We start from the raw sequence: 14,114 nt of genomic DNA on the forward strand, positions 1-14,114 counted from the left end.
ACACGGCGGGCGGCCGGACGACTGCACCCGTCCGGCCCACCGATCCGGGCCGTTACAGCCCGAGTTCGAACCAGACGATCTTGCCCTTGGGCGTGCGCCGGCTGCCCCAGCGCTCGGCCAGCAGGCTGACCAGCTGCAGGCCGCGCCCGCCCTCGTCGGTCTCCTGCGCGCGCCGCTGCCGGGGCTGCGCGTAGCCGTCGTCCCAGACCTCGCAGACCAGGCCGCGCTCGCGCAGCAGCCGCAGCCGGATCTCGCCCCGCCCGTGCTTGAGCGCGTTGGTGACCAGCTCGCTGACCAGCAGCTCGGTGGTGTCGACCAGCTCGTCCAGCCCCCGGGCGAGCAGCCAGCTGCACGCCAGCTCGCGGGCCTTGGCCACCGAGGTGGGCTCGGGCGGCAGGAACCAGTTGCCGACGGCGTCCTCGGGGAAGGCGTGCACCTTGGCCATCAGCAGGGCGATGTCGTCCTCGCCGTGGTGCGGGTTGAGCTCGCCGAGCACGTGGTCGCAGAGGTCCTCCAGCCCCTTGCCCCCGTCGGAGAGCGCGGAGCGGAAGGCCCGCAGGCCCTCGTCCAGCTGGTGCTTGCGGCTCTCCACCAGGCCGTCGGTGTAGAGCGCGAGCACGGCGCCGTCCGGGAGGGTCAGCTCGACCTCCTCGAAGGGCTCGCCGCCGACGCCGAGCGGCAGGCCGGGCGGCACGTCGAGCATCCGGGAGCTCTCGCCGGGGCTGAGCAGGACGGGCGGCAGGTGGCCGGCGTTGGCGAAGACGCAGCGGCGGGTGACGGCGTCGTAGACCGCGTAGACGCAGGTCGCCAGGTAGACCTCGCGGGCCTCCTCGTCGGCCGTCGAGGTGAGCCGCCCGTACGGGGTGGGCGGGCCGGCCGGCACCGAGTCGTCGCCGAGGCCGCGGGCGATCTCGTCCAGGGCGCCGAGCACCTCGGCGGGGTCGAGGTCGAGCATCGCCAGGGTGCGGACGGCGGTGCGCAGCTGGCCCATCGCGACGGCGGCGCGCAGTCCGCGGCCCATCACGTCGCCGATGACCAGCGCGGTGCGGTTGCCGGGCAGCGGGATGACGTCGAACCAGTCGCCGCCGACCTCGGTGTTGTTGTTGCTGGGCAGGTAGCGGCAGGCGATCTCCAGGCCGCTGGCGGCCGGGTTGCCCGGGGGCAGCAGGCTGCGCTGGAGGATCAGCGCCCGCTCGTGCTCGCGCCGGTAGAGCCGGGCGTTGTCGATGCAGACGGCGGCGCGGGCGACCAGTTCCTCGGCGATCGCGACGTCGCGGGCGTCGAAGGGCTCGCTGCCGATCGCCCGGGAGAGCTGGACGAGGCCGAGCACCTGGTCGCGGGCGACCAGCGGGACGATCAGGGTGGAGCGCAGCAGCGGGTCGCGCCCGGGCTCGGGGACGACGCTGCGGCCGGTGCGCAGCGCCCGGGCGTGCGGGGAGCGGCGCGGGTAGCAGAGGGTGCCGCCGGCCTCGGCGATCGGCAGGCCGGTGACCGAGCCGAGCACCGAGGAGGCGCCGCCGACGACGCTGGAGACGGCGACCCGGCGCAGTTCGCCGCTGCCGTCGGTGAGCACGGTGTCGCCGAGCCGGCCGGCGCTGGGCACGGTCTCGCCGGAGAGCAGCGCGGTGTAGAGGTCGACGGTCGCGAGGTCGCAGAACGGCGGGACGACGACGTCCAGCAGTTCCTTGGCGGTGGTCTCCAGGTCGAGCGTGGAGCCGATGTGCGCGCTGGCCTCGTTGAGCAGGGCCAGGTTGCGGCGCACCCCGTCGGCCTCGCGCTCGGCGACGTGCCGGCTGGTGACGTCGGAGACCTGCCCGGCGACGCCCATGGTCTGCCCGGCGGAGCCGTTCAGGCGGTACAGCGAGACGGCCCAGAGCCGGTTGCCCTCGCGGGTCGGGACGGCGCCGTGGAAGCGCAGGTCGAAGACGGGCTCGCCGGTGGCCACGACCTTGCGCAGGGCGGCGGTGAGCCGGTCCGCCTCGGACGGCGGGAAGAGGTCGTGCGGGGTGAGGCCCTCCAGGTCGGTGGGGACCAGTCCCATCCCGGAGGCGAAGGCGTCGTTGACCCGCTGCAGCCGCAGCCGGTCGTCGAACAGCACGAAGCCGGTGGGCGTCTGCCCGAAGACGGCCTCGGAGGCGGCCAGGTCGGTCTCGATCCGGCGCAGCCGCCCGAGGTCGACGGCCAGGCAGGTGGCGCCCGCGGTGGGCAGGGCGCTGTCGGGCATCAGGTAGAGCTCGGCGAGGCCCTCGCCGCCGTCGGCGTCCCGGTACGGGGTGGTGCCGACCCACTCCTCGCCCGCCAGGGTGCGCTCCAGCCGGGCCCGGCCGCGCTGCCAGAGCTCGCGGGGGACGAAGGTGGTGACCGGGTCGGCGCCGACGGCCTCGGCGGCCGGGATGCCGAAGAACTCGGCGGCGCGCTCGCTCCACTGGCTGATCCGCCCGTCGGGGCCGATCGCGAAGGTGGCGACCCGGATGTAGTCGTAGATCGAGCCGGGGTCGCCGGCGCCCCAGGCGCGGTCCTCGGCGACGGGGTGGTGGCCGCGCCCGGCGACCGCGCCGTCCGGTACGGACAGGTGCGCGGAACCGGCCTGCCCGGGTACAGCGGCATGACCGCTGCTGCTCGGCGACACGCTCCGCGCCGGAGTGCTGTTCAACGGACCGACCCCTCCAACCCGCGACCGTCCGGATGTCGAGAAGACCGAGTATTCATCATCGAGGGGTACGTTCACACGCCCTCAACATCACAACATCAGATCGGGCGAAGGTTTTTGTCCTACCGCCCGCGCAACCACAATGCCACGCTCGCGCCCCCTTCCGGAGCGCGCGCTCCCCCTGAGCGCCCGATGGCATATGCGACCCCGCTCCCCTGCTGTTCGTTCCGCTCACGATCCATCGGGCTCACTACCCGGCAGCGCCTGCTCGAACCAGACCACCTTGCCGATGCCCTCGGCCCGGGCGCCCCAGCGCAGTGCCAGCCGGTGGACCAGCTCCAGACCGCGCCCGCCCTCGTCGGCCTCGGCCGCGTGCCGCTCCCGGGGCGGGTCGGGCAGCGGGTCGGAGATCTCGACCAGCAGCGTCTCACCGAGCGTCAGCCGCACCCCGATGGGGGCGCTGGCGTACCGGATGGCGTTCGTGACCAGCTCGCTGACCAGCAGCTCGGCGGTGTCGGTGAGCTCCTCGACGCCCCACTCGACGAGGGTGGCGCGGACCAGCCGGCGGGCCCGGGAGACGGCGGTGGGCTCGGCCGGCAGGGTCCAGCCCACCGTCGGGGTGCCGGCCTGGCCGTGGCCGAGCCGGGCCAGCAGCAGCGCGACGTCGTCCGGCTCCCGGCCCTGCTCCATGGTGTCCAGCACCGCCTCGCAGGCGGCCTGGATGGAGGCGTGCGGCCCCTGGAGCACGGTGACCAGCCGGCCGAGGCCGACGTCCAGGTCCTTGTCCCGGGACTCGACCAGGCCGTCGGTGCACAGCGCCAGCAGGCTGCCCTCGGGGATCTTCAGTTCGACCGACTCGAACGGGACTCCGCCCACCCCGAGCGGGGCGCCGGAGGGCAGGTCGAGGATGCGGCCGGCGCCGCCGGGCAGCGGGCCGCCGGTGCGGGTCGGCTCCGCGGCGTCCTCGCCCGGCACCACCAGCACCGGCGGGATGTGCCCGGCCTTCGCGACGGTGAGCCGGGCCGTCGCCGGGTCGAAGACCGCGTAGACGCAGGTGGCCAGCAGCGCCTCGTCCGGGCCCTGGGCGAGGTCGTCGGCCAGCTCGTGGACGTGCCGCAGCAGGACGTCCGGCGGCAGGTCGAGGGCGGCCAGCACCCGGACGGCGGTGCGCAGCCGTCCCATCGTGGCGGCGGCCCGCAGGCCGTGGCCCATCACGTCGCCGACCACCAGCGCGGTGCGGTCGCCGGGCAGCGGGATGACGTCGAACCAGTCGCCGCCGACCTCGGTGCCGCTGCTGCCGGGCACGTACCGGTAGGCGACCTCGACGCCGGTGGGCTGCGGGACCTGCTGCGGGAGCAGGGTGCGCTGGAGGGTGAGCGCGGCGGTGCGCTCGCGGGCGTAGAGGCGGGCGTTGTCCAGCGAGCTGCCGGCCCGGTCGGCCAGTTCGACGGTGAAGGCCAGGTCGTCCCGGTCGAAGCCCTCGCGGTAGCCGGCCCGGCTGACCAGCAGCAGGCCGATCACGATGCCGCGGGCGCGCAGCGGCACGACCAGCATCGAGTGCACGCCCAGGTCCCGGGCGGCCTGCATCTTCGGGTCTCCGGGGTAGGTGACGTCGTCCAGCTGGTCGGCGCCGGACAGCAGCTCGGGCACGCCGGTGCGCAGCACCCGGCCGCAGACCGACTCCTCGGCGAAGGTGATCCGGGCGCCGCGGCGCAGCATCACGTCCACCTCGGGGCCGTCCTGGACGGAGGCGGTGCCGAGCTGGAGCAGCGAGGTGCGCCGGTCGTGGCCGTGCCGGGGCAGGTCGTCACCGTGCGCGACGGCCTGGAGCAGGACCACCGCCGAGTGGTCGGTCAGCCGGGGGACGACCGAGCCGGCCAGCTCCTGGGCGATCCGGGAGGCGTCCAGCAGGTCGCCGACCCGGGAGCCGAACTCGTTGAGCAGCGAGAGCCGGCGCCGGGCGTGCTCGACCTTGGCGACCGCCCGGTAGCGCTCGGTCACGTCCATCACGGTGCCGGAGATGCCGAGCACCCGGCCGGAGCGGTCCGTCATCCGGCTGTAGGAGATCGAGCGGTAGCCGGCCCGGGTGGTGACCGGGGAGGCCAGGGTGACGTCGATGACCGGCTCGCCGGTGGCCAGCACCTGGCGCTGGATGGCGGTGATCTCGTCGGCGGCCCGCTCCGGCAGGGTCTCGCCGGTGGTGCGGCCGACGTGGTCGTCCGGGGCGACGCCGTTCATCTCGGCGAGGGTCCGGTTGACGGCCGTGTAGCGCAGGCCGGTGTCCATGATGGCGATGCCCAGCGGGGACTGCTCGAACAGCGCGTCGCGCACCGCGAGGTCCCGTTCGACGGCCTGGACGGCGGCCGCCTCGGCCATGTTGACCTGGAGGAACGGGGTGCCGTCGCCGTCCACCAGGAGGGAGATCCGGGCGTCCACGGCGACCGGGGCGCCGTCCCGGTCGCGCAGCTCGGCGTAGCCAGCCCAGCGGCCGTGCCGCAGGGTGTCCTGGATCGCGCCCCGGATCCGGGCGACCTGCTCCCGGTCGGGGATCAGCTCGTCGATCCGGCGGCCGACCAACAGCTCGTTCGGCCAGCCGAGCAGCTCCTCGGCGGCGGGGCTCCAGAGCACCACCCGGCCCGCGGTGTCCAGGATCGCGATGGCGACCTTGAGCATGTCCAGCAGGCTGCCGCCGGCGGGCGTGCCGGGGGTGCCCGTGGCATCGGCCGGACCGCCGGGGAAGGGCCGGGCGGGGCGTCCGCGCAGGCCGCCCCGGGTACCCGGTTCGGCCACCGCCAGGGTCGGCGCCAGCTGGTCGGGCCGCGCGGTGTCGGGCCGCGCGGTGTCGGGGGCCTCGACGGTGCCCCGGCGGCGGGCGGCCGGCGACTGGGGGGCGGCCTGACGGGCGGCGCGGCGCAGTCGGGCGCGGGCGGCGGCGCTCCCCGCGGAGCCTGCCCGCCGCTCTCCCCCGCCGCCGTTCCCGGTACTCGACACCGACGGGGCCTCCGGCTCTGGTCGGGATCGGCGTCGCCGGCTGGGGACGGCTCACCGATGGTGACGAATAGTGCCGAAAAGTGACATACCCAGCAGCATCCAGGCTATCCCGGCCCCCGGGTCGTCTTGTCCGATTGACCTACCCGGCGGACTGCGCGTCGCCCACCGCCGACGCGCTGTCGGCGGCGCCCGCCGGGGCGCCCGCGAGCAGCCGGGCGACGTGCGGCAGCACGTCACGGTCGTGGTCGATCCAGTCCACGGCGTCCAGCTCGTCCGGGCCCAGCCAGCGCAGCGCGTCGTGGTCCTGCAGTGCGCGCGGCTCGCCGGACAGCAATTCGGCGGCCCAGAAGCGCAGCTCCAGGCCGGGGCGCACGGCCCACGCGCCCGGCAGCCGGACCAGCGCGCGCGCCCGGACGCCGAGCTCCTCCAGCAGCTCCCGCTCCAGCGCCTGCGCCTCGGTCTCCCCCGGCTCGGCCTTCCCGCCGGGGAACTCCCACCGGCCGGCCACCGCCTCGGGCGCGCTGCGCCGGGCGGCGAGCACCCGGCCGCGGTGGACCAGCGCACCGCCGACCACGATCCGGGGCGGGGCGGCGGGGGCGTCGGGGGCGGGGTCGTGGGTCGCGTCCATGGGCCCGACCCTACGGTCTGCGGTCGGGCCCGGGCGTTCGCGGAGGGCTCGGGCGCTGCGGAGGGTTCGGGGCCACGGAGGGCTCAGGCGCTGCGGAGGGCTCGGGGCCGCAGAGGCTCAGGCGTTGCGGACCGTCCCGTCCGCCGGTTCGGGCCGGGCCGCCTCCCCGTCCTCCTCGACCCAGTACAGCTGCTTGTGGCCGCGGGCCTCGAACTCGGCGGCCAGCCGCCGGGCCTCCGCCCGGTCGAGGTCCTTGGCGACCAGGAAGCGGTTGCCGTTGTCGTCCTGCCGCATCACCCGGTGGGTACCCATGGCCGGAGGGTACCGGGGGCTCCCGCGGGCCGGCCCGCCCCGGGGCGGACGGGCTGGTCCCCGGCTCGCGTGGGGGTCGGGCCGGGGACGTGCCCACGACCGTACGGCCGGCGGGTTACCGGCAGGTACGGGCCCGGTCAACGGCCGGTAACCGCGCCTCCGGACGGCTCAGACCCGCAGGTCGGGCGCCTGCTCCCCGGTCGACAGGTCCAGCCCGCGGCGGATCTCCAGGGCCGTCGGCGTCGTCCTGGCCTCCAGCGCCCTGGCCTTGCGGAGGTCGCCCGCCAGGTCGGTGCCGGAGGCCGCGGCGTCCCATGCCGCGGCCGCCTGCGACTTGGCCTCGGCCAGCTTGGCGATCCTCGGCTGGACGTCGGCCGGCCAGGCCACCCCCGTCCTGGCCAGCACCGCCGCCTGGGTGCGGGAGGCGGAGGCCACCCGGCGCGCCCAGGCCCGGTAGTCGGCCTCGGCCTCGGCGACCTCCCGCTCCGGCTGGTCCAGGTAGTCGTCGTTGAAGGTCCGGGCGGCCTCCAGGTAGGCCAGCTGGGGCGCGGTCAGGTGGCTGCGGTCGGTGCGGACGGTGCCCCGGTGCCGGTCCTCGCGGTCCTCGTAGGCGCAGGTCACGTACCGCGAGCCGGACGCCCAGTTCTTCTCGGTCGGGTAGAGGTAGACGTCCTCCATGCCGTCGGGGACGGCCCACTGGTCGAGCGCGTAGCCGCTCAGCACCTGGCGGCACAGCCGGCCGGCCGACTCGCGGGCCGCGCGCTCGCCCGGGTAGGCGCCGGCGCCGAGCAGGAGGTCGGCGGTGCCCGCCACCTCGCCGTGGTGCGGCTCGGTGCAGGCCACCCGGTGCACCCAGTACACCGTCTCGTCGCCGCCCCCGTCCGCCGTCGACCCGCCCTGGGGGGAGTCGTAGCAGTCGCCGGCCTTGAGGTCGGACCAGTGCACCGAGCCGGCCGGCGCCTTCGGGGGCAGGCCGGAGCGGCCGGCCCGCGCCGAGCTGAAGTCGGCCGCGCCGAGCAGCAGGGCCATCAGCACCGTGCCGATCGTGCCGAGCACCAGGCCGGTCACCGCCATGCCGGAGCCGCGCTCCTTGCGGCGGTTGATCTGGACCAGCGCGAGGACGCCGAACACCAGGGCCACCGGGGCCACCAGGAGCAGGCCGGTGACCAGGGAGCCGACGGCGAAGCCGTTGGTGGGGGCGGGGCCGGGCACGAACCCGGGGCCGACGAACCCAGGGCCGGGCGCGCCGGCCGGGCCCTGGCCGGGGGCCGCGGCGTACGGGTGGCCGGGCTGGAAGCCGGACTGGGCGGCGGGGGTGACGGAGGCCCAGCCGCCGGCGGGCAGCGGGTGCGGCGGCTGGGGCGGGGCGGCCGACGGCGGGACGGCCTGCGGGGCCGGGGCCGGGGCGGCGGACGGGCCGGCGGAGAGGTCGGGGGCGGCCCAGGGGTCGGCGGGGGCGGTGGGGGCCACCGGCTCGGCGGCGCTCGCGGGCTCGGCCGGGCTCATCGGCTCGGCCGGGCTCGCGGGCTCGACCGGCACCGTTGGCTCGGCGGCGGCCTTGCGGAAGTCCACCCGGGGGTCCTGGCCGACCGTCGGCGCCTCCGTCGCGTCCGTCCCCCCCGTGCCCGCGTCCGCGCCCGTACCCGCGTCGGTTCCCGTGGCCGCGGACGGCTCCGGCTCCGGCCCCGGAACGGGCGGCTCGGACTCAGGCTTGGACACGTGGACTCCCCCAACCCACCGGGGCGGGCATCGGCTCGGCGCTCGGCACCATGGCTCCGCGCCACGGCTCGGACCCGAACGGACCCTCACGGGCCCGATCTGAACGGTCGCGCGACTTTACCCGATCTTTCCGAACACCTGCCCGACCTTTCCGGGCCGCCCTCCGCCCGCTCAGCCGCGGGCCAGCACCTCCCCGTGCAGCATCGAGAACCAGCCGTCCCCGGCGGCGCTCCACTCCCGCCAGCCGTCCGCGATCCGCTCCGGCTCGTCCTGCTCCGCGAAGCCCAGCCCGACCGCCGTCCGGCCCAGCGCGGTGCCCGTCACCCGGTCCGCCCACATCCCGCCCCACCAGGCGCGCTGCTCGGGCGTCGCGAACGTCCAGGTGGAGGAGCTCGCGGTGACCTCGGTGAAGCCGGCCGCGCGGGCCCAGGACAGCAGCCGCCGGCCGGCGTCCGGCTCGCCGCCGTTGGCGCGGGCGGTCCGCCGGTACAGCTCCAGCCACCGGTCCAGCGCGGGCGCCTCCGGGAACCAGGTCATGGAGGCGTAGTCGACATCGCGGACCGCGACCACGCCGCCCGGCGCCGTCACCCTCCGCAGCTCGCGCAGCGCGGCCACCGGGTCGGCCACGTGCTGGAGCACCTGGTGGGCGTGCACCACGTCGAACTCGCCGTCCCGGTACGGCAGCCGGTGCACGTCGGCGCACTCGAAGGCGACGTTGGACAGCCCCCGCCCGGCGACGTGTCCGGCGGCCTGCTCCAGCACCTCGGCGGAGGCGTCCACCGCGACCACCCGCCCCTGCGGGCCGACCAGCGCGGCCAGGTCCGCGGTGATCGTGCCGGGACCGCAGCCGACGTCCAACAGGGCCTGGCCGGGCCGCAGTTCGGGCAGCAGGTAGCCGGCCGAGTCGGCGGCGGTGCGGGAGCGGTGCGAGCGCAGCACGGCCTCCTGGTGGCCGTGGGTGTAGACGGCGGCGGGCTGTGGTCCGGTCATGAGGTCCCCCCTGGGTGCGGTCGGCCGCGGTGCTCCGCGACACCTCCGACGCTACTCCTTGTCCCGGATGGCGAGAAGATCCGTCTCGCATTCCGGTCGCTGTGGGCCGGGGCCGCACCCGGCCGCCGTACCGTGGAGGCGCCCCCGACAGAACGGTCCCCGCCCATGCCCGGCCCGCGCCCCTACGTCCTGCTGAGCGCCGCCGTCTCGCTCGACGGCCACCTCGACGACGCCTCCCCCGACCGGCTGCTGCTCTCCAACGCCGCCGACTTCGACCGGGTCGACGAGGAGCGCGCCGCCGCCGACGCCGTCCTGGTCGGCGGCAACACGCTGCGCGCCGACAACCCCCGGCTCCTGGTCAACGACCCCGGGCGCCGGGCCGCCCGACTGGCGGCCGGCCGGCCCGAGTACCCGCTGAAGGTGACGCTCAGCGCGAGCGGCGAACTCGACGCCGGCCTGCGGTTCTGGCACACCGGCGGCGCCCGGCTCGCCTACACCACGGAGGCCGGGGCGGCGGTGCTGCGCCCCCGGCTGGACGGGCTGGCCGAGGTGGTCGCGCTGGGCGACGAGGTGGACCTCGGCGCGGTGCTGGACGACCTGGGCGCCCGCGGGGTGCGCCGGCTGATGGTCGAGGGCGGCGGGGGCGTGCACACCCAGTTCCTGGCCCGGGGCCTGGCGGACGAGCTCCACCTGGCCGTCGCCCCGCTGCTGGTCGGCCAGGCCGACGCGCCCCGGTTCGTCCGCCCGGCCGCGTTCCCGGGCGGTCCGGCCCGGCGGATGCGGCTGCTGGAGGCACGTACCGTGGGCGACGTCGTCCTGCTCAGGTACGCCCCGAAGGAGCCCGCGCCGTGACCCAGTCCGCCTCCACCGACCTCGACCACCTGCGCCGGGCCGTCGAGCTCTCCCGCCGCTGCCCGCCGTCCGAGACGGCCTTCTCGGTCGGCGCGGTGATCGTCGGCGCCGACGGCACGGTGCTGGCGGAGGGCTACAGCCGGGAGGCGGACCCGCACGACCACGCCGAGGAGGCGGCGCTGGCCAAGCTCCCGGCGGGCGACCCGCGGCTGCGCGGGGCGACCGTCTACAGCTCGCTGGAGCCCTGCGGGCAGCGCGCCTCGCGGCCGGCGCCGTGTGCCCGGCTGCTCCTCGCGGCGGGCGTGCCGCGGGTGGTGGTCGCCTGGCGCGAGCCGGACCTGTTCGTCACCGACTGCCAGGGCACCGCGCTGCTGACGGCGGCCGGGGTCGAGGTGGTGGAGCTGTCGGAGCTGGCCGAGGAGGCCCGGGCGGTCAATGCCCACCTGCTCGGATGATCTTTTGTATCATCGAGAAACAAAGAGCTCGCATTCTCCGGCTCTCCCGTCGCCACACTCCCCGAGGAGCCGCCCCATGACCGCTGCCCCCGTCCGGCTGACCGCCCGCGCCCTCCTCCTGGACATGGACGGCACCCTCGTCAACTCCGACGCCGTGGTCGAGCGCTGCTTCAGCCGCTGGGCCGAGCGGAACGGCCTGGACCCCGCCGAGGTGCTCGCCGTCGCCCACGGCCGCCAGGGCCACGCGACCATGGCCCTCCTGCTGCCCGACCGCCCGGCCGAGCTCAACCTGGCCGACAACGAGCGGATCCTCGCCGAGGAGCGCGCCGACACCGAGGGCGTCGTCCCGGTGCCCGGCGCCGCCGCCTTCCTCGCCTCGCTGACCGGCCTCCCGCACGCCCTGGTCACCTCCGCCGACCTGGCGCTCGCCCGGATCCGGATGACCGCCGCCGGGCTCCCGATGCCGTCCGTCCTGGTCACCGCCGAGTCCGTCGGCGCCAGCAAGCCCGACCCCGAGGGCTTCCTCAAGGGCGCCGCCGACCTCGGCTTCTCTCCCGCCGACTGCCTCGCCTTCGAGGACTCCGGCGCCGGCATCGCCGCCGCCAAGGCCGCCGGCGTCCGCGTCGTCGGCGTCGGCCCGCGCGCCCTCCCCCACCACCCGGACGCCCACGCCGACACCCTCACCACCGTCACCGTCACCGCCGCCCCCGACGGCCTCCTCACCGTCACCGTCGGCTGACCCCGGAAACACCGCACCGCCCGGACCCCGTACGAACGCGGGGCCCGGGCGGTCCGGGTACGCGGCGGCGGCCGGCCGTCAGACGTTGCAGCGGAATGCTCACCATGCGGCTGTGACCTGCGAAGATGCTGATCCCGGCGACCCAAGTCAGCACAGAATCAGCACGGTGACTCGAACTCGACGCCGGCCATCAGTAGTGGTAGCGGGCGGCCAGAACGATGATCTCCCGGTCCGTCACCAGGTAGACGAGGCGGTGCTCGTCGTCGATCCGCCGCGACCAGGCCCCGGGCAAGTGGTACTTCAGCGGTTCGGGCTTGCCGATGCCGGTGAACGGGTCACGCAGGACGTCCTCGATGAGCTTGTTGATCCGGACGAGCATCTTGCGGTCGCTCTTGAGCCAGGAGGTGTAGTCCTCCCAGCCGGTCTCCTCGAAGACGAGCCTCACGAGGCACCCTTCTCGGGACCCGCCACATCCGGGTCGATCAGCTCCCGCTCGGAAAGCCCCGCGCCGCCGAGGGCGTTCTCGTAGGCCTTGAGCAGCCGCCGGGCGTTGGCGGGTGAGCGCAGCAGGTACGAGCCTTCGCGCAGGGCCGCGTAGTCCTCGGCCGAGACGAGTACGGCATTCCCGTGCCTGGAGACGATCTCGATGGCGTCGTGGTCCTCGTTGACCTTCTTGATCAACGGGAAGAGGTCCCGGCGGGCCTCGCTCGCGGTGATGGACATGATGGGAACCCCTTCCGCAAGTGGTACGAAAAAGCGTACCACTCGGGGGCATCGTCGAGCCGGACGGGCACATGCCGGAGGGGTCGGACTTCCCCTGGAAGTCCGACCCCTTGTACGGGAGTTGCGCTACCCCGTCAGACGTTGAAGCGGAACTCCACGACGTCGCCGTCCTGCATGACGTACTCCTTGCCCTCGATGCGGGCCTTGCCCTTGGCGCGGGCCTCGGCGATGGAGCCGGTCTCGACCAGGTCGGCGAAGGAGATCACCTCGGCCTTGATGAAGCCCTTCTGGAAGTCGGTGTGGATGACTCCGGCGGCCTCGGGGGCGGTGGCGCCCTTCTTGATGGTCCAGGCGCGGGTTTCCTTGGGGCCGGCCGTCAGGTAGGTCTGGAGGCCGAGGGTGTTGAAGCCGACCCGGGCGAGGGTGGCGAGGCCCGGCTCCTCCTGGCCCATGGACTGGAGCAGCTCCAGGGCCTCGGCGTCGTCCAGCTCGATCAGCTCGGACTCGATCTTGGCGTTCAGGAAGATCGCCTCGGCCGGGGCGACCAGCTCGCGCTGGGCGTCCTTGAAGTCCTCGTCGGCCAGCTCGGCCTCGTCCACGTTGAAGACGTAGAGGAAGGGCTTGGCGGTCAGCAGGTGGAGGTCGCGGATCGGGGCGGTGTCGAAGCCGGCCTCGAAGAGGGTCTTGCCGGTCTCCAGGATCGCCTGCGCGGCCTCGGCGGCGGCCAGCACGGGGGCGGTGTCCTTCTTGAGGCGCGCCTCCTTCTGGAGCCGCGGCAGGACCTTCTCGATGGTCTGGAGGTCGGCCAGGATCAGCTCGGTGTGGATGGTCTCGATGTCGTCCTTGGGCGACACCTTGCCGTCCACGTGCACCACGTCCGGGTCGGTGAAGGCGCGCACGACCTGGCAGATCGCGTCGGACTCGCGGATGTTGGCGAGGAACTTGTTGCCCAGGCCCTCGCCCTCGCTGGCGCCGCGCACGATGCCGGCGATGTCGACGAAGTCGACGGTGGCCGGGAGGATGCGCTGGGAGCCGAAGATCTCGGCGAGCTTGGCCAGCCGCGCGTCCGGGACGCCCACCACGCCGACGTTCGGCTCGATGGTGGCGAACGGGTAGTTGGCCGCCAGCACGTCGTTCTTGGTCAGGGCGTTGAACAGGGTCGACTTGCCGACGTTCGGCAGGCCGACGATTCCGATCGTGAGCGACATGAAGCGCAGTCCCGTGGGCTTGGAGGAGTTGGGTCGGCACCGTACGGGCCGACCCCCAAGTCTACGGGCAGCCCCCGCCCCGCCCTCACTCCTCGGTCGGCGCCGCCCGGGGCTCCAGGAACTCCAGCCGGTTGCCCAGCTTGTCGTCGGCGTAGAAGCGCCGGTGGCCGGGCAGGTTGTCGTCCCAGGTCACCGGGTGGCCGTGCGCGGCGAGGCGGTCGGCGAGGGCGTCCAGCGAGCGGACCAGGATGCCCGGGTGCCCCTTGCGGGACGGGCGGAAGTCCGGGGCCACGCCCAGGTGCACCTCGACCCCGCCGCCGCGGAACCAGCAGCCGCCGCGGGCGGCCAGCACCGGCGGCTTCGCCAGCTCGGTCATGCCGAGCACTCCGGACCAGAAGGCGCGGCACTCGTCCTCGGCGCCGGCCGGGATGTCGAGCTGGACGTGGTCGAGCCGTTCGAAGGTGAAATCGGTCATGCTGTTCCCCCGTGGAGAGACCCGTGAACGGATCCGGTGGTCGTCGTACGCCGACTCGATCGGGCAGGTCAGCCGACCTGCGTGACGACCTGAGTGACGATCACATCAGTACTCCGTCCGGAGACACGGGACAAGACCTGAACGGTCCATTACACAGTGTGGCGATGATCGGACCGTACGTTGGGCGGGTGGAGCAGAGCATCCGTACCCAGCCGCCAGGGCCCAGACGCCGTCCGCCGACCGGCGCGGCCGCAGCCGCCGTCCCCGGTCCAGGCCGGGCTCCCGAGACCGCCGGAGCCCCCTCCGGACCCGCCCCCGGCTCCCGCCCGCGCCCTTCGGCCGGCCCGTCCGCCGGGCGCCCGGCCGCGCGCC

General features: G+C 75.0%; 11 protein-coding genes and 1 pseudogene. 2 read left to right on the plus strand and 10 right to left on the minus strand.

Annotated features, from left to right (window positions below):
* Window positions 1-52: 52 nt before the first annotated feature.
* From ACWDCZ_RS14040 to ACWDCZ_RS14065, 6 genes are all read right to left on the minus strand, one after another.
* Complete coding sequence (locus tag ACWDCZ_RS14040; protein ID WP_375874154.1) at window positions 53-2,653, minus strand: SpoIIE family protein phosphatase; 2,601 nt, start codon at window positions 2,651-2,653, stop codon at window positions 53-55.
* Window positions 2,654-2,881: 228 nt separating this feature from the next.
* Window positions 2,882-5,641: a SpoIIE family protein phosphatase gene (locus tag ACWDCZ_RS14045; RefSeq protein ID WP_387968448.1), complete on the minus strand. Its 2,760-nt coding sequence runs from the start codon at window positions 5,639-5,641 to the stop codon at window positions 2,882-2,884.
* 139 nt (window positions 5,642-5,780) lie between these two features.
* On the minus strand, window positions 5,781-6,269 hold the full coding sequence (locus ACWDCZ_RS14050; RefSeq protein ID WP_074001347.1) for an NUDIX domain-containing protein: 489 nt from the start codon (window positions 6,267-6,269) through the stop codon (window positions 5,781-5,783).
* Window positions 6,270-6,386: 117 nt separating this feature from the next.
* Window positions 6,387-6,581, minus strand: a complete 195-nt coding sequence (locus tag ACWDCZ_RS14055) for a hypothetical protein (protein ID WP_049660479.1) — start codon at window positions 6,579-6,581, stop codon at window positions 6,387-6,389.
* Window positions 6,582-6,749: 168 nt separating this feature from the next.
* A complete protein-coding gene (locus ACWDCZ_RS14060; protein ID WP_449816041.1) occupies window positions 6,750-8,300 on the minus strand; it encodes a DUF4190 domain-containing protein in 1,551 nt (516 codons plus the stop codon).
* Between the two features lie 171 nt (window positions 8,301-8,471).
* A complete protein-coding gene (locus ACWDCZ_RS14065) occupies window positions 8,472-9,290 on the minus strand; it encodes a methyltransferase domain-containing protein (RefSeq protein ID WP_375874158.1) in 819 nt (272 codons plus the stop codon).
* Window positions 9,291-9,455: 165 nt separating this feature from the next.
* On the opposite strand from ACWDCZ_RS14065, the pseudogene ACWDCZ_RS14070 reads away from it, so the two are divergent.
* Together ACWDCZ_RS14070 and ACWDCZ_RS14075 are read left to right on the plus strand one after the other, a co-directional pair.
* Window positions 9,456-10,597, plus strand: a pseudogene (locus ACWDCZ_RS14070) (dihydrofolate reductase family protein).
* A gap of 76 nt (window positions 10,598-10,673) precedes the next feature.
* A complete protein-coding gene (locus ACWDCZ_RS14075; protein ID WP_449816042.1) occupies window positions 10,674-11,336 on the plus strand; it encodes an HAD-IA family hydrolase in 663 nt (220 codons plus the stop codon).
* A 190-nt stretch (window positions 11,337-11,526) separates the two neighbouring features.
* Here ACWDCZ_RS14075 and ACWDCZ_RS14080 read toward each other — a convergent pair whose 3' ends face one another.
* The 4 genes from ACWDCZ_RS14080 to ACWDCZ_RS14095 all read right to left on the minus strand — a co-directional run bounded on the left by ACWDCZ_RS14080 (window position 11,527) and on the right by ACWDCZ_RS14095 (window position 13,742).
* Complete coding sequence (locus ACWDCZ_RS14080) at window positions 11,527-11,781, minus strand: Txe/YoeB family addiction module toxin (protein ID WP_449816043.1); 255 nt, start codon at window positions 11,779-11,781, stop codon at window positions 11,527-11,529.
* Window positions 11,778-12,059 carry a type II toxin-antitoxin system Phd/YefM family antitoxin gene (locus tag ACWDCZ_RS14085; RefSeq protein WP_375874161.1) on the minus strand — a complete coding sequence of 94 codons (282 nt, stop codon included), beginning with the start codon at window positions 12,057-12,059 and terminating at the stop codon, window positions 11,778-11,780. The genes ACWDCZ_RS14080 and ACWDCZ_RS14085 overlap by 4 nt, the downstream gene beginning before the upstream one ends.
* A gap of 134 nt (window positions 12,060-12,193) precedes the next feature.
* Window positions 12,194-13,267, minus strand: coding sequence for a redox-regulated ATPase YchF (gene ychF / locus ACWDCZ_RS14090; protein WP_049658400.1), 1,074 nt, complete (start codon window positions 13,265-13,267; stop codon window positions 12,194-12,196).
* A gap of 85 nt (window positions 13,268-13,352) precedes the next feature.
* A complete protein-coding gene (locus ACWDCZ_RS14095) occupies window positions 13,353-13,742 on the minus strand; it encodes a VOC family protein (RefSeq protein ID WP_375874162.1) in 390 nt (129 codons plus the stop codon).
* Window positions 13,743-14,114 lie beyond the last annotated feature (372 nt).

The sequence above is a fragment of the Kitasatospora sp. NPDC001225 genome, assembly GCF_053597855.1.